We start from the raw sequence: 24,982 nt of genomic DNA, 5'->3' as shown, positions 1-24,982 counted from the left end.
ACACCTGTTGGCTGTGGGATTTTACGTCATTAGTTATTTCCTATTGACTATGGACTATTGACGACTTTGGGATAAAGTATTGTGTGTGCCAACTTTGATCGCCACCTGATGGAGACTGCAATGAGTAAGGCTGTAATCACCATAACCGATGCTGATTTTGAAACTGAAGTGTTAAAAGCCGAGCAGCCTGTATTAGTTTATTTTTGGGCTTCCTGGTGTGGGCCTTGTCAATTGATGTCGCCCCTAATTAACTCAGCTGCTAGCCAATATAGCGATCGCCTCAAAGTCGTTAAAATGGAAATTGACCCCAACCCACTCACTGTTAAGCAGTACCAAGTTGAAGGCGTACCCGCCCTCAGACTATTTCAAGGTCAAGAAGTTTTGATATCCACCGAGGGAGTCATCGGCAAAGACAAATTACTAGCTCTCCTAGATACTCACTTAAATACTAATTAGTCAATAGTTCATAGTCCATACTAAATGACTAATGACCAATGACTAATGACTAATATGCAGTTTGCAAAACGTTTACAACCCCTACAATCAAATGTATTTGCTGATATGGACAGAGCCAAGGCAGTCGCTTTGGCAGCTGGACGACAGGTGATTGATTTGTCGTTGGGGTCTTCTGATTTACCAGCCGAGGCCCATGTAATTGAGGCGATCGCCCAGTCTCTTAGCGATCGCAGTACCCACGGCTATCTGTTGTTTAACGGTACTCAAGGATTTCGCGAAGCCGCAGCCAGCTGGTACGAACAAAAATTTGGCATCAAAGTCGATCCTCAAACTGAGGTACTACCTCTAATTGGTTCTCAAGAAGGCACAGCCCATTTACCTCTAGCAATACTCAATCCCGGAGATTTTGCCCTGTTGCTCGATCCAGGTTATCCCTCTCATGCTGGGGGAGTCCATCTAGCCGGTGGTCAAATCTACCCAATGCCACTACTGGCAGAAAACAGCTTTTTACCAGTGTTTGCTGATATTCCTGCCCCAGTCTTAGCCCAGTCGCGGATGATGGTATTAAGTTATCCTCATAATCCCACGGCTGCGATCGCACCTTTATCTTTCTTCCAAGAAGCTGTGGCCTTCTGTCAGCAACACAATCTCGTGCTGGTTCACGATTTCCCCTACGTAGATTTAGTATTTGGGGAGAGTGGGGACTGGGCAGATTCTTCTCCCAATCCAAAATCCAAAATCCAAAATCCAAAATCCCTAGTTCCTTCAATTCTGCAAGCCGATCCAGAGAAAAGCGTCTCCATTGAATTTTTCACCCTTTCCAAGTCTTATAATATGGGCGGCTTCCGTATTGGCTACGCCATTGGTAATGCCCAGTTAATTAACGCCTTACGCCAGGTAAAAGCCGCCGTTGATTTTAATCAGTATCGGGGAATTTTGAATGGTGCGATCGCTGCCCTAACTGGCCCGCAAGCTGGCGTCAAATCTGCCGTTGCTACCTTCCAGAGTCGGCGTGATGCATTCATCAGTGCTTTACACCGCATTGGCTGGAATGTCCCTACTCCTCAAGCCACAATGTATATCTGGGCAAAATTGCCTTCACATTGGAGTCAAAACTCCATAGAATTTTGTACCCAACTAGTTAAACAAACTGGTGTAGCCGCTTCCCCAGGTGCAGGCTTTGGCAAATCTGGAGAAGGATATGTGCGTTTTGCCTTAGTACATGAGCCACCTTTGTTAGGGACTGCTGTAGAAAGAATTGCCGAGTTTCTTCATTGAAATAGGAACTAGTACAGCACCGCGTAAATAAAACCACACGGTAGGGGCACAGCAATGCTCATTGCTGTCAACTTAACGTGAAAGCAAGTCTAGAACTAGCTTTTAGATTGCCTCGTTCCCAGTCTCCGACTGGGAATGCTTGTCTTTGAGGCTCCGCCTCTCTTACTGGCGGCAGAGCCGCTTTTGAGTTGCATTTCCAGCCTCCGCCTGGAAACGAGGTTTTAAAGGAGTTTCAGCTTAGGTTGACCATACTCAGCGCCTCGGCAAAGAGACTTTTGAGATCGGCGCAGCAAATTGGAGAGAAATGGCAAAATCTATGCAGTATTGATATGCGTTCCTGCGAATCTCCGTATTATACTGAACTCTAAAATATATTAATGTATTTTTAAACACATATAATTTTTATCATAATATGTAATTAAACGTATAAAAAAATCTAAAAATTCGTCATTTTTTAATTGATAATCAGCAGTAACTTTACCCAATTAGGTCTTCATTTTTCTTAAACTAGGTTTGTGCGCTGAGATACCAAAGATGGTTAACAATACAGTTTGTGTTTTTAAGCAGCTGTATTGCCAAAAAGCCTGTAGTCAAGACAACCCAAGCCTAAAAACGGTACTAGTTTAAAACTTAACTTCCAAACTGATAGAGACTTAAAAACAATGAAAATGACTTTCCAGAAACTTGTAATTGGTGCCTCAATGGCTATTGGTGTGAGCGCTCTTGCCACTGTACCAGCACAGGCTGGAACACTCACCGGCGCTACTATTGGTGGAACAGCAGCAAATGATTATTCAGTCTATGATGTCCAAGATAAGAGTACTATCTTCGTGGACAAGACCTCCGCAAATGTACAAAAAGTACTGGATGGAAACGCCGCAAATCCTACTGGAAACGTAGAGTTACGAGCTAGCAGTGAACAAGCGAATTTTGATTTCACCAAAAATACCAGCTTGACAGGGCAAATTGGTGGCCAAAGCATTACTTTGAGCAGCCTGACATCAGCAGATTGGTTTAGTACTGCGTCAGGATCGAGTACAGCCTATGGAGCAAATAACTTGGCAAATACTTGGTTTAGCCAATTTTATGACGCAGCTGGTCTAGCAGCCAATGAATCTACAATTAAATTGGCACTAGGTCTACCGAGTATTACCCCTAGCAGCTACATCCGCCAGCAAGCCTATAATGCGTTTTTCGGCATCGGTGGTTTCCAACGCTCCAGCGACCCTAATATCTCTTATGTTAATCAAAATGACATCACTGGCGATATTAAAATTGGGTTAGCGGGTCACTTAAATTTAAAAACTTACTATGCGCCTCTATTAGGAACCTTGGGTAATTTCCTCAAAGATGGATTCCAAGCTAGTGAAGTTGTTAAAGTTAGCTACAATGGCAAGACTGATTTCCTTTACGGCTTTTCTGCTACTGACAGTGGGCTAACCAACAGTTCAGGAGTAGGTGCTGATGGAGCATCTCACAGTGGCAACTATGAAGTTAGCATCAAAGGTGTTGTGCCTCCCGCAGCAGTGCCAGAACCATCTATAATAGTGGGTTTGTTGGGTGTTGCTGGCGTCTTTGTGACACAACGCAAATTTAAGAAAGTATCTATTTAAGATTGCAGGTTCAAAACTACAAATAAGAAAGGGAGCAGTTAGCTCCCTTTTTTGATGAATAATTACTTTTGAGGTTATACTTTTTATAAAAAAATTTGCAAAAAATTAATTGGTTGTAAGGTTATACATCTGTATGCCCCTAGCAAGATATTTGTAATAAGTATTTTGTGAAATGGTATTAATTAACCTAACATCCAGATATAAACTGTTTTATAAATACAATTTACATACCGTTATTTTCAGGATTACTTAAGTGTTTTTACTCATAGAATCTTGGCACTTCTATGTTTAAAAGTAGTCATTGGTCTAAAATTATAACATAGATAAAGCTCGTAAAACAAGCTTAATTTTTGACCAAATTATACTTCATTGTATTACTTTTCAAGTATTGTAGTGCGATTGAATTTAATCTATTCATATTTTTGACTAGATTACATAAGTTAGATTTCTATTCGTTTCACCATTTAAATACACTAGCGTTTAAGTTTAGGGTAATAGTTGTTGGCTTTTACTTAAAATTATCAGATAATAGATAGCAATGACAGCACAATTACTCAATGAGAGATAAGCCATTGCAGTCACATAAAGTTAGACGAATTTTGCTAGTCGAAGATCATTATCTCAATCGGATGTTACTTAGTGACTATCTAAGTCACTGTGGGTACGAAGTCCAAAGCTTATCAGAAGGCTCTACTTTTTTCTCAACTATAGAGAAATTCGAGCCAGATTTAATGTTGTTAGACTTGAAATTGCCAGATATTGACGGTTACTCACTCTTAAAACAAGTCCAGCAAAAACCTGATTTGTCAAAAATACCGATCATTGTGGTTTCAGCCTTTGCTTTTAAAGCAGATCAAGAACTAGCTATGAGTTTGGGCGCACGTAGCTATTTTGTCAAACCCTTAAAACTTAAGGATCTCATCCTTACAATTGAAAAACAATTTACTTGTCACCACAGATAAGCTTTTCTGCTAGGCGTGCATTTATTCTGCTTTTTGGTCAGCAATAAACTCTTCAACGCGCTCACTAAGATTTTGTACGGAACTGCCAATAGTTGAAATTTTTTGTTGTACTTGCGCTAACAATAAAACTGCTGTTTGTAGTTCATTGAGAGTTTCAGCCATAGCCTCACGATACTGTAATTCAAAATCTTGTAAATTCATAGTCTAGCTCTTGTTTGAAATCATTATAATAACTATGTTTTCAATCATAATCGTAAATTTAAATAACTCAATCCGTTAATTCGCTTAATATTATAAGTTCAATAAATAAACATAAATATTGACAATTGACAAAGATTTTATCTGTTATTTATATAATCATTATCTAAACGCATTCTTTATTTTTAAATAAAGATAAATTAACACAAACAAAAAATATTATTTAAATGGAACACTCCAGATAATAAAATACAGCAGAGAATAGGGAACAGAGAACAGAGTTGAAAGTCTTTTGGTATATGGCTTTTTTATGAAATTTTGTACCTCAGTTACCTGAAATCTGCTGTATTATCAATTTAAAAAAGTTAATAATAGATTGAAAAAGCAAAGTTTTTATTCTGACAGTAGCAGTCAAGAACTAAGGTCGCAGCTAGATAAACTCTCGTTGACTCCAAAGTTTTTATGCTTGCGATAAGTTTTCTGATAAGTTTCTAGCTGGGAAACTTCACCCTACGGAAAGCTGCAAAAGTAGCTACAGCAGACTTATTTTTGTGCAAGCTAAAGGTCTACCTGACTTAGGAGTTGAGAGTGCTGAGTTAAGAGTTATTATTCTCCCCAGTCCCCAGTCCCTCTTTCATCTGTTCTGGCGTATGCAGTTTTTGATGGCTATTTCATCTTTACTTGATAAATAGTCTGTTGAATCGGCACAAAAAAACAATTTTTCTTAAAATAGAGAAAGATTACCTAATTTTGGTTGTGACAATATCTACTCAAATATTACCACTGGTTAAAGATCCAGAACGACTAGAAAACCGTCTAGCCGAAATTCCACCGGAACCGGGGGTTTATTTCATGCGGGACAGGAGCGATCGCATTATATATATAGGTAAATCACGTAAGTTGCGATCGCGTGTCCGTTCCTATTTCCGGGATGGCTACAACAAGACTGAACGTATCGCCACGATGGTCAAGTTGGTGACAGAAATTGAATTCATCGTCACTGATACTGAAGCCGAAGCTTTAGCGCTAGAAGCCAATTTGATCAAGCAGCATCAGCCATACTTCAATGTGTTGCTCAAAGATGATAAAAAATATCCCTATCTCTGCATCACTTGGTCAGAAGATTATCCGCGAATTTTTATTACCCGTAAGCGGCAATTCGGCAAAGAAAAGGATAAATTTTACGGCCCTTATACTGATGCTGGTTTATTACGAGAAATTGTCCGCATCTGCAAGCGCATTTTTCCACAGCGACAACGACCCCAACCACTTTTTAAAGACCGTCCTTGCTTAAATTATGATTTGGGGCGTTGTCCAGGTGTGTGCCAACAGCTGACTTCACCAGAAGAATATCGCAAAATTGTGCAAAAAATAGCGATGGTATTCCAAGGGCGAACTCAGGAATTGATTGATATTTTGACTCAACAGATGAATGCAGCCGCCGAGAACTTGAATTTTGAGTCAGCTGCGCGGATTCGCGATCAAATTTCTGGGTTAAAGTCGCTGACAGCCGACCAAAAAGTATCCTTACCAGATGATACTGTTTCACGGGATGCGATCGCACTGGCAGCCAACGAACAACACGCCTGCATTCAACTATTCCAGATTCGCGCTGGGCAATTGGTGGGACGTTTAGCCTTTGTGGCGGATGCTCATGCAGAACCAGGAGCTATTTTACAACGAGCTTTAGAGGAACATTACCAAACTGCTGACTCGGTGGAAATACCTTTAGAAATTTTGGTACAGCATGATTTACCAGATGCGGAGATATTGGCGGATGTCTTAACTCAACGCAAAGGCAAAAAAGTCACAATTTTGACTCCTTTGCGGCAAACTAAGGCAGAATTAATTGAGATGGTAGAGCGAAATGCTCAGTATGAATTGCAGAGAATGCAGAAATTTGGCGATCGCAATCACCAATCAATGCAAGATTTAGCTACCATTCTCGATTTACCCGATGTACCTCACCGCATCGAAGGTTATGACATTTCCCATATTCAAGGGTCAAATGCTGTCGCTTCGCAAGTTGTGTTTATCGACGGATTACCCGCAAAACAGCACTATCGCCACTATAAAATCAAAAATCCGACGGTGACAGCAGGACACTCAGATGATTTTGCTAGTCTGGCTGAAGTCATCCAACGGCGGTTCCGTAAATATGCGGAAGATCAGCAATTAGCGCGTTTGGGTAATGCTGACTGGCCGGATTTAATCATGATCGATGGTGGTAAAGGTCAGTTATCATCGGTTGTCGCCGTTTTGCAAGAGATGAATTTATTAGAAGATTTGCGAGTTGTGAGTTTAGCAAAGCAGCGAGAAGAGATTTTTTTACCAGGAGAATCTAAACCCTTGCCAACTGATGCAGAACAACCGGGGGTACAGTTATTGCGGCGACTGCGGGATGAAGCGCATCGGTTTGCAGTGAGTTTCCATCGTCAGCAGCGCAGTGATAAATTGAAGCGATCGCGTTTAGATGAAATTCCTGGCTTAGGACATCATCGACAAAAGCAGCTACTAGGGCATTTTCGCTCAGTTGACTATATTCGGCAAGCGACAACCACACAACTTGCTGAAGTAGCAGGAATTGGGCCGCGTTTGGCTCAAGAAATTTACGACTATTTTCATCCTGCTTGAGGAGATTAGTAGTCTGTAAAATTTCAATTTATGTATGAATAAACAAGTTTGTAGTAAGGACTTTAGCCCTTACTACACACCCTTAAAACTAGCTTGACAAACTATTAGTTACACTCTCGCAGAGGATTCTGTTAAGGTTGTCTGCGAGAATTTAAGATGTGTAAATACCGTAAATTTACGGTATCTCGTAACTATGGTAATTTTGATTAAATTTTCACACCAGAATTTCACCTCATAAATCTTGCCAGCAAATATTAACTAATCCTTAAGATGAATATTTTGTTACTAAATATACAGTATTTTCTGTAGTTTAATTTTTGAATACAAGGACGGCTCTTTTTTGTATCTGTCCAAAATGACTATAAATAAGCCTCTCTCAAAGCATTCGTCATAGGGATCAGTGAATATCTAAGCGTCATTTAATTAAAAAATAATTTATGTACCTAAAGTAAGAGGATAAAATGACTTAAATTATAGGATAGTATAGATAAAAATCGGAGTTTTTTGAAATCTGAAATTTTGTTTAAAATAATTAGCCAATATTAAAGTCGTTTGTTAAGTTGGGTCAAACCAAAATTATTGCTACTTTAACTGGCAGTCTTCTGAAATAAAAAATAAATTACAACCAGGGGTTTTAAAATGCAGACAGTACAAAAGATTTACTGCCCAAATTGCGGTTCCCAAGCAGAACGTTATTATATTTCTGATAGTCAGTTAACTCGAACACAATGCTCTACTTGTGACTACTTGATGATTAGTTGCACTCGCACTGGCAAAGTAATTGAGGCTTATGCACCAGGAATTTATGCACAGCGCTAGATAATAAAAATTAAAAATTAGAGAAAACATTCTCTAATTTCTAATAATAAAGTTACTTGTCAGAAATTTTAAAGACTTTACAGATTATTCTGTTATCTGAGTTGTTGCTGTCGGATCTGTTCTTGTAACCTGAATTGTTGCTGTTGTCTAATTTGTTGATCTTGTCTGAGTTGTTGCTGTTGTATTCTCAGTTGTTGCTGTTGTGAAAAGTCTTGCTGTTGTAGTCTTGTTTCTTCCTGTTGTAGCCTCAATTGTTGCTGACGCAACATATCTTGCCGTTGTCGTGTAAATTCTTGCTGTTGTCTTATCTGTTGTTGTGGTTGTTGAGAATTTTGCCGTAGCCATGTTTCGTTCATTCGTTCTTGTGTTTGCTGATTTCGCTCCTCTTGCTGTTGTCTGAGTCTTTCTTGAGGCAAATCTTGCGTCTGGGGATTCGTCCGAATTATTTGTTGCGGATTCGTCTGAATTATTTCTTGGGGATTCGTCTGAATTATTTGTGCAGATGCAGGAAAATTAATCGATAAAGCTTTGGCAAGCACAATCAATGGTAGCCATACTTTAACCAACGATAAGCGATTCAACATATAATTATTTCCTCAATTGTTATAGGTTGGGTTGAGCGATCGTTAAACCTTTAAAATGTCAACAGAATTTCCCTATACATAAATACAGGGGCTTGCAATAGTTAACTGAAGCTAATGTCTTATTTACCGTTATGGGCTTACGCGATACTTACGGCTGACTACGCCAACATTCTTCAGTCGGTGACGTGTTCTAAATATTAGTGCGTTGGGAATAGCTTTCTAAATCAAGGTTATATCCAATGCATTCTCTTGATTTTTCATAAAACTCTTGCTTCTTAGATATTTATCTCAATTAAATTATACATTTAAATTTTTTACATGGTTTGCCGGATTACCGTAAATCTACCTGCGGTGGGTAAGTTAATAATGGGATCTCAAGCGGTTTTACGCCATAGATAAACAGAGATGTATCTGAAGACATATCTCTGTTTATCTGCGGTTTGATATTCATAGAATTGACTGCAACAAGTTTAATTTTTACTTGCTCTTAATTGTCCGCAAGCAGCATCGGCTTCTAAACCACGGGAATAACGGACGCTAACAGCAGTATTTTGTTGCTTAAGGACGTTGACAAATGCTTGAATGCGATCGCGGTTAGGGCGTTTGTAGTCTACTTCTTGAATGGGGTTGTAAGGAATTAAATTTACATGACTTTGGAATCCTCGCAGGCATTTTGAAAGTTCTAATGCATGTTCTGGTAAATCGTTGACACCAGCGAGAAGAACGTACTCAAAAGTAACCCGGCGGCCAGTAATTTCTACATATTCCCGACATTCAGCCAGCAAATCTTCTAAAGGATAAGCGCGGGCGCTGGGGATGAGTTTTTCTCGTAGTGCTTGATTGGGTGCGTGGAGACTTACAGCCAGAGTGATTTGCAAATTATTTTCCGCGAACTGACGGATGCGATCGCGAATCCCAACTGTAGAAACTGTCAGCGATCGTTGCCCAATACCAACATCTTGATTAAGAGATTTCAGTGCTGCTAGGACATTTTCAGTATTCAACAATGGTTCACCCAGTCCCATAAACACTACATTGCTAACGCGTTGCTGAAAATCTTCTTGCACAGTCAACACCTGATCGACAATTTCGTGTCGTGCTAGGTTGCGTTTGTAGCCTCCCTTACCAGTAGCGCAGAAATCACACGCCATTGGGCAACCCACCTGAGTAGAGACGCAAACTGTCAAACGGGCTTTTGGGCCTTCTCCCCTTTCTGCGAAGGTGGGGATACCTACAGTTTCAATAATCTGCCCGTCTGTTAATCGTAAAAGATATTTCACAGTACCATCGGGAGCCTCAGAGCGGTAATGTAAAATTGAGCGCCCAATCGGGATTTCTGCTAATTCTTGCCGCCATTGCTTGGGGAAGACAGAAATATCAGCTAGCGATCGCACTCCCTTATCATAGATCCATTCATGCAGCTGCTTGCCTCTGTAAGCAGGTTGTCCCTGCTGCTGTACCCAAGTAGTTAACTCGGCAACGCTTGCACCTAGTAAGGGAGGGATTAATGCTGATTTTTCTGGGTTTTGTGAGTCAATCGGAGATACAAGAGGCGTAGCAGACATAAAAAATCACGAGTTGATGCTGAATCTCTATACTACACCTGCTAGATTAACTTAGTCTTGACCAAACGAAGATGGTTAATTAACCAAAGGTTGTGCCATTCCAGCCCCACATTGCCCCCTTAGCATCCGCAAACTCTATATAAATACGATTTTTCGGCACGCCTAGAGTTTGGTTAATCTGCTGGCAAAAGTCCTGACTCATTGCTGTGGTTTGATCTGGCTTCATCGTACCAACGCTCTTAATTTCAATGTAGCAAACCGGGTCAGTATTCCCTGCAAAAGTCATAGGGATTCCTGGTTCAAAAGCAGTCATGACATAAGATTCTGGTTTTCCCAAATGTTTCGCCAACTTGGCTGATAGGTTTAAAAGCATCGACTCAATTTCAGCTTTTTCAGGAGCAGATGCAGAAGTTTGCACTTTAATTAAAGGCATAATACCGGATTGGGATTTTGAATTTTATTGACATTGTTAAGTTTATCGAACCGCAGAGGCAATGGGGAGATGAGGAAAATAACCAATGCCCCATGCCTCATCCCCCATACCCAATCCCCAACATTTAGTTATGAGATGAGCGAAATAGATGACTGTGTTCGGGATGATATAAACGCGATCGCCCTGTTGTTGTCGAGAGTGCTGGGCTGATTATATAAAGTGTAGTGCGAATTAGTTTTTCTTTATGAGTGCAATCTGCCATTTGATTCAGAGGGACAACCTTAATTTTTTCATCAGGCCAGCCGATGCGAAAGCAAATCGCAATGGGGGTTTCGGCTGGGTAATGTTCGAGTAATTTAGTTTGAGCATTTTCGACGTGACGCGCACTCAAATACAGGCAGAGGCTAGCCTGATGTGCTGCAAGAGTCGCTAATTCTTCAGTGGCGGGGACTTCTGTACGTCCACTGATGCGTGTCAAAATGATCGTCTGGACTAAACCAGGCACAGTCAGTTCTACTTTGAGTTTGGCAGCAGCGGCTTGAAAGGCGCTGATACCTGGTATGACTTCAAAAGGGATATTTGCTTCTGTTAGGAGGTGCATTTGCTCGTGGATGGCGCTGTAGAGACTAGGATCGCCGGAATGGAGACGGACTAGAGATTTTTGCTGCGATCGCACCCTATCGATCATAATGAGCAAAATCTCTTCTAAAGTTTGATTCGCAGTTCTAATGATCTCCGCATCTTCTCGACAAAGTTCTAAAATTTCTTCGGGTATTAAAGAATCAGCAAATAAAATCACATCAGCAGCAGCCAGTAGTTTCTGCGCCTTCACCGTTAATAAATCAGGATCTCCAGGCCCCGCTCCCACAATATACACAGATGGTTCTAAACCATATAGTGTTTTTTTATCACTATAATCTTCTGTATATTTATCTATAAAAGAACACACGTTAATCCCTCAAAAAATTTTTGTGGCAAATTCTTCAGTATCTTTCCGGATTCATCTTCTTTCCCTAGTAGATAGTAATGGTAGATGCACCCTGGTTAAGCCCTAGAGAATATTCTGGGGCATTTTTTATTTTTTAGTCATTGGGCATTGAAAAGAGGCACAGGGGCAGGGTGCGGGGGGCGGAGGGGAAAAAAACTCATCTCCCACTCTCCCCATTACCCTTAAGAGTAGGAACTACATCGGGTAAAGGGCGTTTGAGTAAGTAAAGCCAAGCTAATCCAACTAATCCCAATAAAATTCCTAGACTACTGACTACTTGTGCCATTTTTAATGGCCCCAGCATCAAGCTATCAGTGCGAAAGCCTTCAATCCATAAGCGTCCTAAGCTATAGGCTGGCCAATAAAGTAGAAATAGTGTACCTACCTTCAGACGTGGCTTACCGGATAAAGACCGGAAAAACAACGTTATGAGTAGCGTAAACACCATTAAATCCCACAGAGATTCGTAGAGGAAGGTGGGATGAAAATAATCGAAACTAGCATAGTCTAGAGGACGACGTTCTGGTGGAATATAGAGCTTCCAGGGTAAATCAGTGGGATCGCCAAAAGCTTCAGAATTAAAGAAATTGCCCCAACGTCCGATCGCTTGCCCTAAAATCAGCGAAGGCGCTACTAAATCTGCCAGTTGCCAAAAAGAAACCTGCTTGATTTTGGCAAAGATTAACGCAGCCAAAACGCCACCAAGAATCGCTCCATGAATGGCAATACCTCCTTCCCAGATTGCAAAGATTTTTTCTGGAGTTGGGGCATATTTTGGCCATTCAAAGAAAACGTAATATAACCGTGCGCTAGGAATTGCCCCAATCAACAACCAAAAAAACAAATCCCCTAGCAACTCAGGATTAACATTACGGCGCTTTGCCAAATTCTGGGAAAGGATGACGCCAATTAACACTGCTGTGGCAATCAACAAGCCATACCAACGGATACTTAGTGGCCCTATTCTCACCAGAATTGGCCCTGGTGAGGTGAATTGAAATGCCAAAGGCAAGGTGGAAAAATCCAGTGCCATGAAAAATTACCTAGAAGAGTTCGTTAACTACCCGCGCACTTTGCTAAGTACGGAGTTTATTGCATCTCGAATACTGGAACTACCCTTGAATTCTCCACAATATTGTGGGGATGTAGGTAAAAATCCCGTATCCAGATTTAGGAATCTAGATTTAGGAGTCTAGTTCCTAACGCCTAGTTGAGCATAACTTGTGCCACTAAAACAATTGAATTTAGCATCTTTACTCAGAGCGCAAGATGGTAAATTTGAGTAAGTTACACAAAACGGTTTCGATATAATCACCTAAACAACTTTGATATATTTAAAATTGTGATCGCTATTTATCCTGGTAGCTTCGACCCCATCACCTTGGGACACCTTGACCTCATCCAGCGCGGTAGCCGGCTGTTTGAGCGGGTGATTGTCGCTGTACTGCGGAACCCCAACAAGATGCCACTTTTTAGTGTGGAGCAACGGCTAGATCAGATACGTCATTCTACACAACATTTATCGAATGTAGAAGTAGACAGTTTTGATGGTCTTACCGTCAACTATGCTCAAATGCAACAAGCACAAGTTTTGCTGCGGGGTTTACGGGCTGTGTCAGATTTTGAAGTGGAACTGCAAATGGCTCACACCAATAAAACTCTTTCTACCGAAATAGAAACAGTTTTTCTTGCAACCTCAAATGAATATAGTTTTTTAAGTAGTAGTGTGGTAAAAGAGATTGCAAGGTTTGGTGGCTCTATCGATCATCTCGTTCCCCCACACATTGCCCTGGATATATACCAATGCTACAATCAGAAATCTCCAATCTTGAACCCAATCTCAACGGAAGCAATCCCCCCCCTCAAGAATATCTCGGTGGAGAGGGAAGCATAGATATTCAACAAGAACTCAACCGCCTAGAGGAAATAGTTCTCTCTAGTCTCAGGATTCCCCTGACGGGACGCACGCTCATCGATGAAGAAAAGTTCCTAGATCAGCTTGATTACATCAGGCTGGCTTTACCATCACTTTTTCAAGAAGCAGCAGCAGTTCTTGAGCAAAAGGACGAAATTTTGCTGGAAGCGGAAGGGTATGGACAGCAGGTTGTTGAGGCTGCACAAGCAAAAAGAGCGCAAATTTTAGCTGAAAGCGATATTATTCACCAGGCGGAACAAGAAGCTGAACAACTGCGGCGACAAGTGCAACAAGAGTGTGAGGGAATAATGCAAGAAACTCTCGCTGAGATTGAACGTAAGCGGTATGCTTGTCAGCAAGAGTTAGAGATGATGCGACAAACTGCGATCGCTCAGGCTCAAGAAATTGAAGATGGTGCCGATCAATATGCCGATGGACTTTTGGGAAATATTGAGCAGGATCTCAAAGAGATGTTGCGAATTGTCACCAATGGACGGCAACAACTGCAAATTGATAACCTCACCCAGCGCAATTCACCTCCTGGCAAAAAAAGATAGAGGTTCTAACGACAGATGGGGAAAAATTATCGGTTGGGTTTCGCTACTGCTTAACCCAAATATTTTTATGAATGAAGACTTTTTGGGAAGCTGCCTGGTAAGCTGTTCCGTATTTAAATTGCATTAGCTATAACTACAAAGTATATGTAAAATCTTTTACCAGCATACCGGGAACCAAACTACCTCCCAGTTGCCGACTTTCATAAGTTCCTACTTCGGGAATGAATTCTTGAAAAGTAGTCAAATCTACTAAATTTTCTCCCCAGAAGCGATAGAGACTTTCATCAAAACGCAAGTTTTCAATAGGGGCAATAATTTCTCCATTTTCCACCCAAAAACAAGCATAACGGGTCATACCTGTGATTCTACCAGTGTGGCGATCGCTCCAATTCAAGTAATGCAAATTGGATACATATAATCCTGTATCTAAACTCGGAAGAATCTGCTCAAATACTAAATTTCCCGGACTCACTTCTGGCGCTCGTAAAGTCTCTGAACCATTAGCGCCGTTGGCAATTTTTTGATATTCCTTAGCAGTCCGAGAATTTACCAAAGTATTTACCAAATATCCTTTTTCTATTATAGATAACTCCGGTGCTGCTATTTCTCCCAATTCATTAAAGCGTGGTACTAATCCTCGTTGAAAGTTTTCTTTCAAATTAAATGCAGTGGAAAGCTGTTTTTCTTGACGCCATAGAGCAGCTAAAGAACTGTTTCCTTGCTGAATATCAGCTTCGCTCACAGATCCCCAAGAAAGCATTAATAACAAATCTGCAACAGCAGCAGGTGCAAAGTAAGTTTTGTACTGCCCCCGTGGCAATTCTTTAACTGGACGAGCAAGCAATTCTAGTTGTTTTTTAGCTTCGCTAATTTTGGCTATATAAGCAGATTTATCCCAATCACTCCCGGCAAATGTGCCTTTAACGGCTTGTCCAGATGTAGAGAATAGAGAATAATCTAAGGTAAAAGAATCAGTCGCAAACCAGTGTTTTTGACCGCTAGAATCACCATAAGCTTTAATTACCACTCCCCCTGCATATATCCCCGTAAAATCTAATTCAGCAACTAGTTCTAGCACAGTTGGTACTACTGCTTCATCCGCCAATAAATTCCCAGAATTTATTTCTCGACTAGTATTATTTCCTGAGGGCAAAACTAGATATGGATCGATGGGTAATAGAATAAGTTCGTCGCGTAATTCCTCCAAAGCGGTATATGTTAACTGCCAGTCTACCTCCCAATTTCCAGTAAAGGGAAACTGCTGAACACTGTTGCGCTGTTCTTTCATCAAAGTTAGTTCGATCCAACCATCAGCAACACAACCAGTTTGTCGCACTTTCGCATGATTAAAACGAGTAAATTGACTGATTTCACTGCTGAGTCTCACAGTAAATTGTTCATCTTCTGCTTTTTTGATCAGCAAACTTTCAATCAGTCGATTAAAGCTGACTTCTAATGCAGATAATTCCTCAATTTTCATGGATATTAAATATTAATAGGGAGTTGGGAGAGAGAAAAGTTAGGAGTTAGGAGTTAAGAGTTAGGAGTTGAAGATTTTTAACTACTAAGTTTCAACTCCTAACTTTTTTCAAGTTCCTCCACCAAAAACTTCGACGTTAGCAAATACACAGACAGGTGAACCGTGTCCTACCCAAATGGCCTGATTTGGTTCTCCTTTACCACAATAAGGAGTACCATACATTTGCCAGTTTGTCGCATCTCCGACTTTAATTAGACTATGCCAAAACTCTGGTGTTGTGGCGCGATAGTTAGGATTACGGAGGGTTTTGGTGAGTTTACCGTTTTCAATTAATTTAGCGTACTCGCAACCAAATTGGAATTTGTAGCGGCGATCGTCAATTGACCAAGAACGGTTAGATTCCATGTAAACGCCGTGTTCTATCCCGCCAATAATGTCTTCAAAAGTACCATTGAGAGGCTCTAAATTCAAGTTACCCATGCGATCGATCGCTGGCCGATTCCATGAGGAAGCACGGGCACAGGCAACTCCTGCTACACCTGCTCTGGCTTGACTCTCCAGACTACCTAAACCCCGTTGCAGTACACCTTCTTTAACCAAATACTCCCGTGTTGCGACAGCACCCGTATCATCAAAGCCATAGCTAGCAAATTCACCAGGCACGGTGGGATCAAAAGTAATGTTCATCAGTGGCGAACCATAAGCTAGGTTGCCAAAATCACTTTTATTAACAAAGCTACCTCCAGCATAGTTACGCTCATCTCCCAAAATTCGGTCAATTTCTAGGGGATGCCCGACACTTTCATGGATTTGCAGCATCATTTGATCTGGGGCTAAAACTAAATTAGTATGGGTGGTTGGGCATTCTTCTGCTGTCAAGAGTTCTACTACTTGTTCGCCAATTTGCCGCACCCGATGCCATAAGTTTTCTTGTTTTAATAGTTCGAGTCCACCTTGGTAGCAGTTTGCTTGGGAGCCGTTGTTGCTGCGCTGCTGTACAATTGCTCCATCTTGGGCAGTGGCTCCGTAATTAGTGCCTATAGATAGTATTTTTTGATATACTTCTGAGCCATTGCTGCTGACAAACCAAGATTCTCTCTCGGTGGTGCTGGCACTGGCTATGGTTTGCACAATCTTGTCGTCAACTTTGAGCGTTTGGCAAATCCGAATTAGTAAATCGTTGATTTCTCCAGGATTCAGAGCATCCAATGGTTCAAGAAATGGCGATTTATATTCACCAACGACTTTCGGACGCTCACTTTCACGGAAGGGATGTATCCACCATTCACTAGCTGCTAGTGCCTGTTTATAGGCTGTTTGGGCAGCCGCTTGCAGGGAAGATAGTTCCAGAGAGTTAGTAGCTGCATAACCCAGACTGCCATTAACCAAAACTTCCAGCATGGCTCCAGCAGTGAAGGATTTGCCGTTTAGTTGGGGTAAGGCGTCACGGACGAAACGGGTAGTAGAAGTCTCCTTTACGGCTCTAATACCAATCCAATCAGCAGGAATATCGAAACTAGCGATCGCTTTTTTTAGAGTAATCCACATAAGAATTTAAAATTTAATTCCGGTGCCAGCGTGTGCCATCACGGCTATCAATTAGCGTAATACCTTCTGCTTGGAGTTCGTCACGAATGCGATCGCTTTCGGCAAAATTCTTGGTTTGACGTGCTTCTTGCCTTTGCTCAATTTTCGCTTCAATTTCCACATCGCTTAAACCATAAATCTTGTTAGTTTCCGCTTCTATCTCAACTTCTAAACCTAAAACTCCAGCCAATGTGACAAGAGTTTGCCATTGCTGCTTTAAGTTATCTAGTGATGTTTCGGTTTTCCTTGCATGCACAAAAATGTTTCTCTCACGACGCACTTCTTTGGCTAATTCAAACAGCACTGTTAACCCACCAGGAAAATTAAAGTCATTATTCACAATTTCTTGGAAACGTTCAACAGTCTCAGGGAGTAGGGAATGGGGACTAGAGAGTAGTGAGCCAGTTCCCACTTCCCAGCCTAGTAATCTGCCATATTGGTAGCCAAAGAGTAAACCTTCTTTTATGGTGTGCCAACCATTGGTTGCTGCGGCGATCGCTTCGTCGGTAAAATCTATGGGTGTACGATATTGAGCAGTCAGCACGAATAACCGCACTGCCATCGGGTCAACTCCTCGATCCAGTAATTCTCGAATAGTGGTAAAGTTGCCCAAAGATTTGGACATTTTTTCACCATCTACCTTCACCATGCCGTTATGTAACCAGTAATGCGCTAAGGGTTTTCCGGTTACAGCCTCAGATTGGGCAATTTCGTTTTCGTGGTGGGGAAAAATTAAGTCAGCACCACCAGCATGAATATCTATGGTATCACCCAGGCGATCGCGCACCATTGCCGAGCATTCTATATGCCACCCCGGACGACCTGCGCCCCAAGGTGATTCCCAAGCTGGTTCTCCCGATTTTGCTGCTTTCCACAAAGCAAAATCGAAGGGATCTTTCTTTTTTTGATATTCTGGATCTTCGACGTTGACGCGTAGGCGTTGCCCGCCGTAGGCATCGCTTTTCCCCGCCTGCATATCTTCTAACTTACGTCCCGAAAGCTTGCCATACTCAGAAAACTTTCGTACTGCATAATACACATCACCATCAGCAGGGTAGGCAAAACCTTTATTTTCCAATTCATGAATTAACCGCTGAATGCCATTCATTGTGTGAGTAGCGCGGGGATATTCATCAGCTTCCTTGATTCCCAACCGCGCCATATCCTCAAAATATGCTTTGATGAAGCGATCGGCTACAGCTTCCATTGATGAATGTTCAACACAGGCTCGATTCAGAATCTTGTCATCAATATCAGTAAAATTTTGGATATATCGGACTTCATAACCGATAAACTGGAGGTATCGGCGCACTACATCCCAAACGATGCAAGCTCTAGCATGACCCAAATGGCAGTAGTCGTACACCGTCACGCCGCAGTAATACATCTTAACCTTGCCTGGTTCGACTGTTTCAAACGGTTCTTGACGACGGGTGAGGGTATTGTAAAGAGTTAGGGTCATAACAGAGTAATGCTGAAATAAGGAGATACGTAATAATAGGGTAAGGCAGCTGGGATGACAGTCCAGCATCCCTATGCTAGTGTTTTCTGGACTATTTCCGCTACATTACTATTTTTTGACTATTTGATAACAGCGCTATGCAATCAGCAGTTACACCCGAATCTTCCGCAATGGATACGCCTAAACAAGGAATGCCAGTAACAATTATTACGGGTTTCCTCGGTAGTGGCAAGACGACTTTACTTAATCATATCCTCAACAACCAACAGGGTTTAAAAACCGCTGTTCTCGTGAATGAATTTGGTGAAATCGGCATCGACAACGAGTTAATTGTTTCCACTGGTGAGAACATGGTGGAACTAAATAATGGTTGTATCTGCTGCACTATTAATAATGATTTAGTAGATGCAGTTTACAAAGTTTTAGAACGCCAAGAAAATCTAGATTATCTAGTAGTAGAAACAACTGGATTGGCAGATCCACTCCCAGTAGCTTTAACATTTTTGGGCACAGAATTGCGGGATTTAACGCGTTTGGATTCGATTATTACCGTAGTAGACGCGGCGAATTACAGCCTAGATTTATTTAACTCCGAGGCAGCGTACAGCCAGATTGCTTATGGTGATGTTATTGTGCTGAACAAGGCTGATTTGGTTGATGAAGCCACTTTAAAGGAGTTAGAAATAAAAATTAACGACGTGAAGGAAGGAGCGAGAATTATTCGCGCGACGCGATCGCAAGTGCCACTTCCTTTAATTCTGAGTGTTGGTCTATTTGAGTCAGATAAATATTTTGACACAGTGGTGGATGAACACGACCATCACGATCATGAACATCACGACCACGATCACTCAACATGTGGTCACGATCATCATGACCATGACCACGATCACCACGATTATCACCATCATTCTGACCATTTAGAAAATGATGGTTTTACTTCCATCTCTTTCCAAAGTGACAAGCCTTTTTCTATTAGGAAGTTTCAGTATTTCTTAGATAACCAGCTACCCTCAAATATCTTCCGAGCGAAGGGTATTATGTGGTTTGATGAAAGTCCAAAGCGTCATATTTTCCACCTTTGTGGTAAACGCTTTACCTTGGATGATGATGAATGGCAAGGTAAATTGAAAAATCAGTTAGTGCTGATTGGTCAAAATTTAGATCGTGAGGCTTTAATCAGTCAACTCGAAAACTGTATTTGTCTACCTTCAACCTCTCGCGGTAAAGGCTTTGGCAAATAAAAGTTAGGAGTGAGAAGTTTACTACTCGTTCCCAGGTTCCACCTGGGAATGCATTCTTAATGGCTCTGCCATGAATTTTAAGCGTTCTGATTAAAATGCGTGTTGTTATCCAGTGAGTTAAATCATCTCAAGTTACAGTTAATGGTGAAATTATCGGCAAAATTGGGCGGGGGCTAAATTTACTTGTGGGTATTGCTAATACCGACACTGATGCTGAAATCGACTGGATGGTGCGGAAGTGCTTAGAATTGCGGCTATTTCATGACGAGGAAGAAGATGACCGTTGGCAAAAATCTGTACAAGAAATTGGCGGTGATTTGTTGGTAGTGAGTCAGTTTACGCTTTATGGTGACTGCCTTTAAAGGTCGCCGTCCTTCTTTTGAGCGTTCAGCGGCTCCCCAATCAGCAGAAGATTTGTATAATCGTTTTGTTACCAAATTAAGAACTAGCAGTTTGCAGGTGGAAACAGGTCAATTTGGTGCAATGATGCAAGTGACAATTGAAAACGATGGCCCCGTAACTTTGTTACTAGAAAAATATTCAACCTAAGTATATACACTCAAAAAAGAATAACAATAGCCTCTAGACCGTGGTGTTCTAATTGATGAGAGAATATTAAATTAACCATCACCAAAGTTTAAATTCATTTATCATGGCGAAAATCCAGTTTTCTAGAGGTCTTGACGAAGAAGTAACTCCAGATGTGCGCTTGACGCGATCGCGCAGTGGCGATAGTGGCACAGCAACATTTATTTTTACGAATCCAAAGATTTTAGATCAAGGTAGCACCGAAGATATTACCGGGATGTACTTGATTGACGAAGAAGGAGAGATAATTACCCGCGAAGTCAAGGCTAAATTTGTCAATGGGAAACCGGAAGAATTAGAAGCACTTTACGTGATGAAATCTGTTCAAGAATGGGATCGCTTTATACGTTTCATGGAGCGATATGCTGAAGAAAACGATCTGGGACTGAGCAAAAATGAGGCATAGGGCATAGGGTATTGGGCATTGGGCATCGGTAATTATTGTCATACCCAATGCGCCATTCCCCATGCCCAATATCCACGATCAAACGTTCAGGACTGACTTATGACGCCACAACCCCACCCAGACTCACCAAGAATTACGGTAACTTGTGCTGTGGTTACTGTTAGCGATACACGCACTTTTGAAACAGACAAAAGTGGCCAGCTAATTCAGCAGTTACTCCTTGGTGCTAACCATACTGTGGGAGGTTACACGATTATCAAAGATGAACCAACACAAATTCAAGGGCAGATAGAAAATCTGGGTAAAAGTGCAAATTTGGATGCTGTAATTTTCAATGGTGGTACAGGTATTGCACCAAGAGATACCACTTATGATGCCATTGAGAAGTTATTGGAGAAGACTTTGCCGGGATTTGGTGAGTTATTTCGTTTTTTAAGTTATCAAGAAATTGGTTCCCGGGCGATCGCTTCTCGCGCTGTTGCTGGTGTTTATCAAGATAAATTAATTTTCTCGCTTCCTGGCTCCAGTAATGCTGTAGGCCTGGCGATGGAAAAACTGATTTTACCCGAACTCACTCACTTGGTAAGTCAGGTTGGTAAGGGGATGACATGAGTAGCCGTTTAGAAAGTTACTATGATAACTTTTGCAAAACTGAGGCATGAGGTACTGAAATCATCCTTTCTACCGTTACATCTTGAGGCTACCTAAAATTATAGTGAAACGCATTAAATCTTAATATCAGATCAGCATGGAGCCTATTTACTGGAATTGCATAATTGCTCACGGCATCACTGCATTTTCATACTTTGGCATACTCACAGTTATAGGGGTTTTCTTTGCTAAAACTAAGGCAACTATCCCTTCTAAGTTTTGGCTAGCCTTTTTCTTATCAGGTGGATTCGTGCTATTTTGCGGATTTCATCATTTACTGGCGATCTTTGAGCCGTATATGCCAGTATCGCTGCTACACTTAGGCGTGCTAGATGTAATGGCATTTATTTCTTTGTCTGCCTTACTCTACCTGACGCCAACCGCTTATCTAGTTGTAAAGGCGATCGCTAAATCTCAAGAAGATACTCGTGAACTTCAACGTAGCCAGCAGATAAAACAGCTATTTCTAGATCAGGGCCCGTTTGGAGCATATATCAAAGATGAGCAATCTAAGGTGCTTTACTACAACCAGGAGATACAATCTAGATTTTCGGTAGATTCACAAGAATGGTTGGGAAAAACGGACAGTGAATTCTTGCCAGATCCAGAAGAGGGGCGGCGGGTAATGGAAAACGATCGAGTCGTTTTGAAAACTGTACGCTCTTTGAAGCTGATTGAACAGGTAAAGATACCTGGTAATAATCAGCCGTGCTACTGGCTATCATTTAAGTTTCCGTTTAGGGATTACGTAACGGGCGCTAACCGCATTGGTGGGATTAGTATCGATATTACAGAAACCATAGAAGCACAGCGATCGCTCACCGATCTAAATCGGCAGCTAGTAGAAAAAACACTGGAATTAGAGGCGAAAAAACGAGAACTTATATATCTCTTAGATATGGCAGATATGCTTTATTCTTGCGAGTCTGAAAATGAGGTATATAAAGTAGTTGTTTTAACTTGTTCCAAGCTATTTCCGAATATCAGTGGTTCTATCTATATCATTTCCAATTCCAAGAATTATGTTCAGATGAATAGTTTTTGGGGAGGTGAAAGAAGCAGTAAAGAAATATTTTCACTATCTGATTGTTGGGCATTGCGGAGAGGAAAATTAAATCTTTTATCGCCTCGTCATTCAGGAATAATATGCAGTCACTTAATACAGCCAGTTAGCGGTACACATTTGTGTGTTCCGTTGTTTGCACAAGGCGAAGTAGTTGCGATCTTACACATCAATGCGCTTGAAGAAATCAGTCCAGAAGATCAACAAATTATTGAGATTATTGCTAGAACTCTAGGTATTGCACTGAATAATTTATCGATAAAACAACGTCTAACTCATGATAACTTGCGCGATGGGATGACCCAACTATTCAATCAAGGCTATATGCAGAGTATAACGGAACAAAGGTTAGCTGAAGCTGAACGTTCGGGACAACCTCTTAGTATTATTTTTCTTGATATCGATAACTTCAAATCTTACAACTCGCGCTATGGGCACATCACTGCCAACATTGTTCTCCAAGGATTAGCAAAATTACTCTTAAAATCTATTCGCTCCTTTGATATTGCTTGCAGATGGGGTGGTGAAGAATTTGTGATTGTGATGCCTAATATGACACTGGAAACGCTTAAGAAGCGAGTAGAACAATTAAGGATAGATATTGAAAAAATGCAATTGAAGGACAGCGATCAGATCCTCGAAGGCATCACTGCTTCTTTTGGAATAGCTGTATCAGAACCAGGGATTACGGTTAAGGATTTTCTGAATCGGGCAAATCAAGCAATGCTTGAGGCAAAGCGAACAGGAAAGAATCGAGTTAGGGAGTATGTAAATACCTATAATTAACCTGAGTTCGACGAATCATATAGTGTCCATCTAATTAGCCGTAAAAAAGACCTCTCCCTGGTTTTACTATGCGAAACCGTCCCTCTCCGACTCGGAGAGGGACAGACTTGAACTAAAGTTCAAGGCAGGGAGAGGTTTATCGAACTCACGTTATAATTAATTTCGGAATTTTTTCCTTCTACCAAAAAAACAACTCCCTGAAGATTTGGGAGTTGTTTTTTATATTCAAGCAGTTTTTAAAACATTCAGAATGGAGCGATGCCTGCGGCTACGCTAAACAGATGGTAGCCAAAATAGCAGCGATTATATAAAACACTCCAACCACTTGCAATTCAGACCAGCCAGTAAGTTCTAAATGATGGTGTAAAGGTGCCATTTTAAAGAGGCGTTTACCTTTGCCATCGGGGCCTTTCGTGGCTTTGTAATAACTTACTTGTGCCATCACTGAAAGGGTTTCTACGAAAAAGATACCACTGAGAATAAACAGAGCTACTAAAGTGTTTGTCAATAAAGCTACAGCAGCTAAAGCTCCTCCGAGCGCCAGAGAACCAGTATCTCCCATGAAAACGCGGGCTGGGTTGCGATTATGGGCTAAGAAACCTAAGCACCCACCACTTAAAGCAGCACAGAAAACCATCAATCCTGGTGCTGTTGGGGCGATCAGGGCACCTAATGCCAAAAGTGCGATCGCAACTGTTCCTGCTGCCAAGCCATCAATACCATCTGTTAAATTAGTTGCATTACTTTCTGCAACTAGCACAAAACCAGCTAAAGGCCAAAATAGAAATCCTAATGGTAGTGTGAAGCCCACCCAAGGCAAAGCAATATTTGTAATATTAGAAGGTTGATTAAACATCAGCCATAGACAAAACACAGCCGCAAAACTCACCTGCAAAGCTAGTTTTGTGCGGGGAGATATACCTTTATTTGATTTCCGGCGCAGAATTTGCCAGTCGTCAAGCCAGCCAATCAATCCGTAGCTGATTGTCAAAGCCGAAACTGCAAGCACCTCTTTAGAAAAGTTAGACAATATACAGGCAAGCAGCACAGATACAGGTATAAAAAATATACCGCCCATTGTGGGAGTGCCTGCTTTTTTTAGATGAGCTTGGGGCCCATCTTCGCGAATTATTTGCCCAGTTTTAAGTGCTTGAAGTAAAGGTATTACCCAATAGCCCACCACACCTGAACCCAAGGCACACAACAGCAGTGGCAGAGTTAGCGACATACTTTGCCAGGGTAGCCGATTGGCTATCGAATCCAAGAAAAATGCTGTTGTACCTAGCCCTATGGCTAATAAAGAGGCGAGAGCGATTCCAGAAATATTTAATCCTTGCTCAGGAGATAATTTAGCGTCCACAAAAGTTTCCCTTCACTCCACACTTAATAAAATTGAATACTAGTAACTAGGGATACTACCAAGTCCCTAGCCTCAAAAGGCTAATCCTCAGCGATTCCTATATCGTCATCATCATCGAGGTCGTAGCCAATTCCATCTTCTACACCCATTAGGGAGTCTATTCCTTCTTCGTTAGCTTGAAAATCCGGTTCGTGAACATCACGCGCGATGATGCGACTATTATTTTGTAACCAGTCCAACAAAGAAGACTCTGGCTTTAGGGGGATGACATCGGCTCGCTGGTTACGGGGTTCTTCACGTAATGGAGAGTTCAACATATCGAGTCAGGACAAGAAAAGGTTGACGTAAGTTGA

Annotated in this window: 22 protein-coding genes and 2 pseudogenes; 13 read left to right on the top strand and 11 right to left on the bottom strand. The window is 41.4% G+C overall.

Going from position 1 to position 24,982, the window contains the following annotated elements; translation table 11 throughout:
* Positions 1 to 120: 120 nt before the first annotated feature.
* The 4 genes and pseudogenes from HWQ39_RS30655 to HWQ39_RS30640 all read left to right on the top strand — a co-directional run bounded on the left by HWQ39_RS30655 (position 121) and on the right by HWQ39_RS30640 (position 4,309).
* On the top strand, positions 121 to 456 hold the full coding sequence (locus tag HWQ39_RS30655) for a co-chaperone YbbN (protein ID WP_292853761.1): 336 nt from the start codon (positions 121 to 123) through the stop codon (positions 454 to 456).
* A gap of 54 nt (positions 457 to 510) precedes the next feature.
* A complete protein-coding gene (locus HWQ39_RS30650; RefSeq protein ID WP_292853760.1) occupies positions 511 to 1,734 on the top strand; it encodes an LL-diaminopimelate aminotransferase in 1,224 nt (407 codons plus the stop codon).
* 668 nt (positions 1,735 to 2,402) lie between these two features.
* Complete coding sequence (locus HWQ39_RS30645; protein ID WP_292853717.1) at positions 2,403 to 3,347, top strand: NF038130 family PEP-CTERM protein; 945 nt, start codon at positions 2,403 to 2,405, stop codon at positions 3,345 to 3,347.
* 538 nt (positions 3,348 to 3,885) lie between these two features.
* Positions 3,886 to 4,309, top strand: a pseudogene (locus tag HWQ39_RS30640) (response regulator).
* 21 nt (positions 4,310 to 4,330) lie between these two features.
* Here HWQ39_RS30640 and HWQ39_RS30635 read toward each other — a convergent pair.
* Positions 4,331 to 4,510 (bottom strand): hypothetical protein, encoded by a 180-nt coding sequence (locus HWQ39_RS30635; RefSeq protein WP_292853716.1) that lies wholly within the window; start codon positions 4,508 to 4,510, stop codon positions 4,331 to 4,333.
* 753 nt (positions 4,511 to 5,263) lie between these two features.
* Here HWQ39_RS30635 and uvrC point away from each other — a divergent pair.
* Together uvrC and HWQ39_RS30625 are read left to right on the top strand one after the other, a co-directional pair.
* Complete coding sequence (gene uvrC, locus HWQ39_RS30630; protein WP_292853715.1) at positions 5,264 to 7,141, top strand: excinuclease ABC subunit UvrC; 1,878 nt, start codon at positions 5,264 to 5,266, stop codon at positions 7,139 to 7,141.
* A 639-nt stretch (positions 7,142 to 7,780) separates the two neighbouring features.
* Complete coding sequence (locus HWQ39_RS30625; protein WP_292853714.1) at positions 7,781 to 7,960, top strand: replication restart DNA helicase PriA; 180 nt, start codon at positions 7,781 to 7,783, stop codon at positions 7,958 to 7,960.
* 92 nt (positions 7,961 to 8,052) lie between these two features.
* Here HWQ39_RS30625 and HWQ39_RS30620 read toward each other — a convergent pair whose 3' ends face one another.
* The 5 genes from HWQ39_RS30620 to lgt all read right to left on the bottom strand — a co-directional run bounded on the left by HWQ39_RS30620 (position 8,053) and on the right by lgt (position 12,563).
* Positions 8,053 to 8,544, bottom strand: a complete 492-nt coding sequence (locus HWQ39_RS30620) for a hypothetical protein (RefSeq protein WP_292853713.1) — start codon at positions 8,542 to 8,544, stop codon at positions 8,053 to 8,055.
* A gap of 470 nt (positions 8,545 to 9,014) precedes the next feature.
* A complete protein-coding gene (rlmN, locus tag HWQ39_RS30615; RefSeq protein ID WP_292853712.1) occupies positions 9,015 to 10,109 on the bottom strand; it encodes a 23S rRNA (adenine(2503)-C(2))-methyltransferase RlmN in 1,095 nt (364 codons plus the stop codon).
* Positions 10,110 to 10,188: 79 nt separating this feature from the next.
* Entirely contained in the window at positions 10,189 to 10,542 is a 354-nt protein-coding gene (locus HWQ39_RS30610) for a phenylpyruvate tautomerase MIF-related protein (RefSeq protein WP_292853711.1), read from the bottom strand.
* 124 nt (positions 10,543 to 10,666) lie between these two features.
* Positions 10,667 to 11,479, bottom strand: coding sequence for a precorrin-4 C(11)-methyltransferase (gene cobM, locus HWQ39_RS30605; RefSeq protein WP_292853759.1), 813 nt, complete (start codon positions 11,477 to 11,479; stop codon positions 10,667 to 10,669).
* Positions 11,480 to 11,687: 208 nt separating this feature from the next.
* Positions 11,688 to 12,563, bottom strand: coding sequence for a prolipoprotein diacylglyceryl transferase (gene lgt / locus HWQ39_RS30600; protein ID WP_292853710.1), 876 nt, complete (start codon positions 12,561 to 12,563; stop codon positions 11,688 to 11,690).
* 309 nt (positions 12,564 to 12,872) lie between these two features.
* On the opposite strand from lgt, the gene coaD reads away from it, so the two are divergent.
* Both coaD and HWQ39_RS30590 read left to right on the top strand, forming a co-directional pair.
* Complete coding sequence (gene coaD / locus HWQ39_RS30595; RefSeq protein ID WP_292853709.1) at positions 12,873 to 13,424, top strand: pantetheine-phosphate adenylyltransferase; 552 nt, start codon at positions 12,873 to 12,875, stop codon at positions 13,422 to 13,424.
* Positions 13,334 to 14,002: a DivIVA domain-containing protein gene (locus tag HWQ39_RS30590; RefSeq protein ID WP_292853708.1), complete on the top strand. Its 669-nt coding sequence runs from the start codon at positions 13,334 to 13,336 to the stop codon at positions 14,000 to 14,002. The genes coaD and HWQ39_RS30590 overlap by 91 nt, the downstream gene beginning before the upstream one ends.
* Before the next feature lie 133 nt (positions 14,003 to 14,135).
* Here HWQ39_RS30590 and HWQ39_RS30585 read toward each other — a convergent pair whose 3' ends face one another.
* From HWQ39_RS30585 to cysS, 3 genes are all read right to left on the bottom strand, one after another.
* A complete protein-coding gene (locus HWQ39_RS30585; protein ID WP_292853707.1) occupies positions 14,136 to 15,482 on the bottom strand; it encodes a TldD/PmbA family protein in 1,347 nt (448 codons plus the stop codon).
* A 108-nt stretch (positions 15,483 to 15,590) separates the two neighbouring features.
* Positions 15,591 to 17,030: a TldD/PmbA family protein gene (locus tag HWQ39_RS30580; RefSeq protein ID WP_292853706.1), complete on the bottom strand. Its 1,440-nt coding sequence runs from the start codon at positions 17,028 to 17,030 to the stop codon at positions 15,591 to 15,593.
* Positions 17,031 to 17,043: 13 nt separating this feature from the next.
* Entirely contained in the window at positions 17,044 to 18,531 is a 1,488-nt protein-coding gene (gene cysS / locus HWQ39_RS30575; RefSeq protein WP_292853705.1) for a cysteine--tRNA ligase, read from the bottom strand.
* 137 nt (positions 18,532 to 18,668) lie between these two features.
* Between cysS and HWQ39_RS30570 the strand changes: the two genes are divergently transcribed.
* From HWQ39_RS30570 to HWQ39_RS30550, 5 genes and pseudogenes are all read left to right on the top strand, one after another.
* The gene (locus tag HWQ39_RS30570) at positions 18,669 to 19,775 is read left to right on the top strand and encodes a GTP-binding protein (protein ID WP_292853704.1); all 1,107 of its coding nucleotides are present in this window, start codon (positions 18,669 to 18,671) and stop codon (positions 19,773 to 19,775) included.
* A 149-nt stretch (positions 19,776 to 19,924) separates the two neighbouring features.
* Positions 19,925 to 20,324, top strand: a pseudogene (gene dtd / locus HWQ39_RS30565) (D-aminoacyl-tRNA deacylase).
* A gap of 103 nt (positions 20,325 to 20,427) precedes the next feature.
* Positions 20,428 to 20,769, top strand: a complete 342-nt coding sequence (gene psb28, locus HWQ39_RS30560) for a photosystem II reaction center protein Psb28 (RefSeq protein WP_292853702.1) — start codon at positions 20,428 to 20,430, stop codon at positions 20,767 to 20,769.
* Between the two features lie 99 nt (positions 20,770 to 20,868).
* On the top strand, positions 20,869 to 21,381 hold the full coding sequence (locus HWQ39_RS30555) for a molybdenum cofactor biosynthesis protein B (protein WP_292853700.1): 513 nt from the start codon (positions 20,869 to 20,871) through the stop codon (positions 21,379 to 21,381).
* Between the two features lie 136 nt (positions 21,382 to 21,517).
* Entirely contained in the window at positions 21,518 to 23,269 is a 1,752-nt protein-coding gene (locus tag HWQ39_RS30550) for a diguanylate cyclase (RefSeq protein ID WP_292853698.1), read from the top strand.
* A 268-nt stretch (positions 23,270 to 23,537) separates the two neighbouring features.
* Here the strand turns inward: HWQ39_RS30550 and mraY are convergent, their stop codons facing one another.
* Positions 23,538 to 24,629, bottom strand: a complete 1,092-nt coding sequence (gene mraY, locus HWQ39_RS30545; protein ID WP_292853696.1) for a phospho-N-acetylmuramoyl-pentapeptide-transferase — start codon at positions 24,627 to 24,629, stop codon at positions 23,538 to 23,540.
* 80 nt (positions 24,630 to 24,709) lie between these two features.
* A complete protein-coding gene (locus HWQ39_RS30540; RefSeq protein ID WP_292853694.1) occupies positions 24,710 to 24,946 on the bottom strand; it encodes a DUF3134 domain-containing protein in 237 nt (78 codons plus the stop codon).
* Positions 24,947 to 24,982 lie beyond the last annotated feature (36 nt).

The sequence above is a fragment of the Nostoc sp. NMS8 genome, assembly GCF_017115045.1.
In the GTDB taxonomy this organism is placed as follows: domain Bacteria; phylum Cyanobacteriota; class Cyanobacteriia; order Cyanobacteriales; family Nostocaceae; genus Nostoc.
Note: the sequence above shows the minus strand (reverse complement) of the source record. Positions and strands in the feature narration are given on the sequence as shown.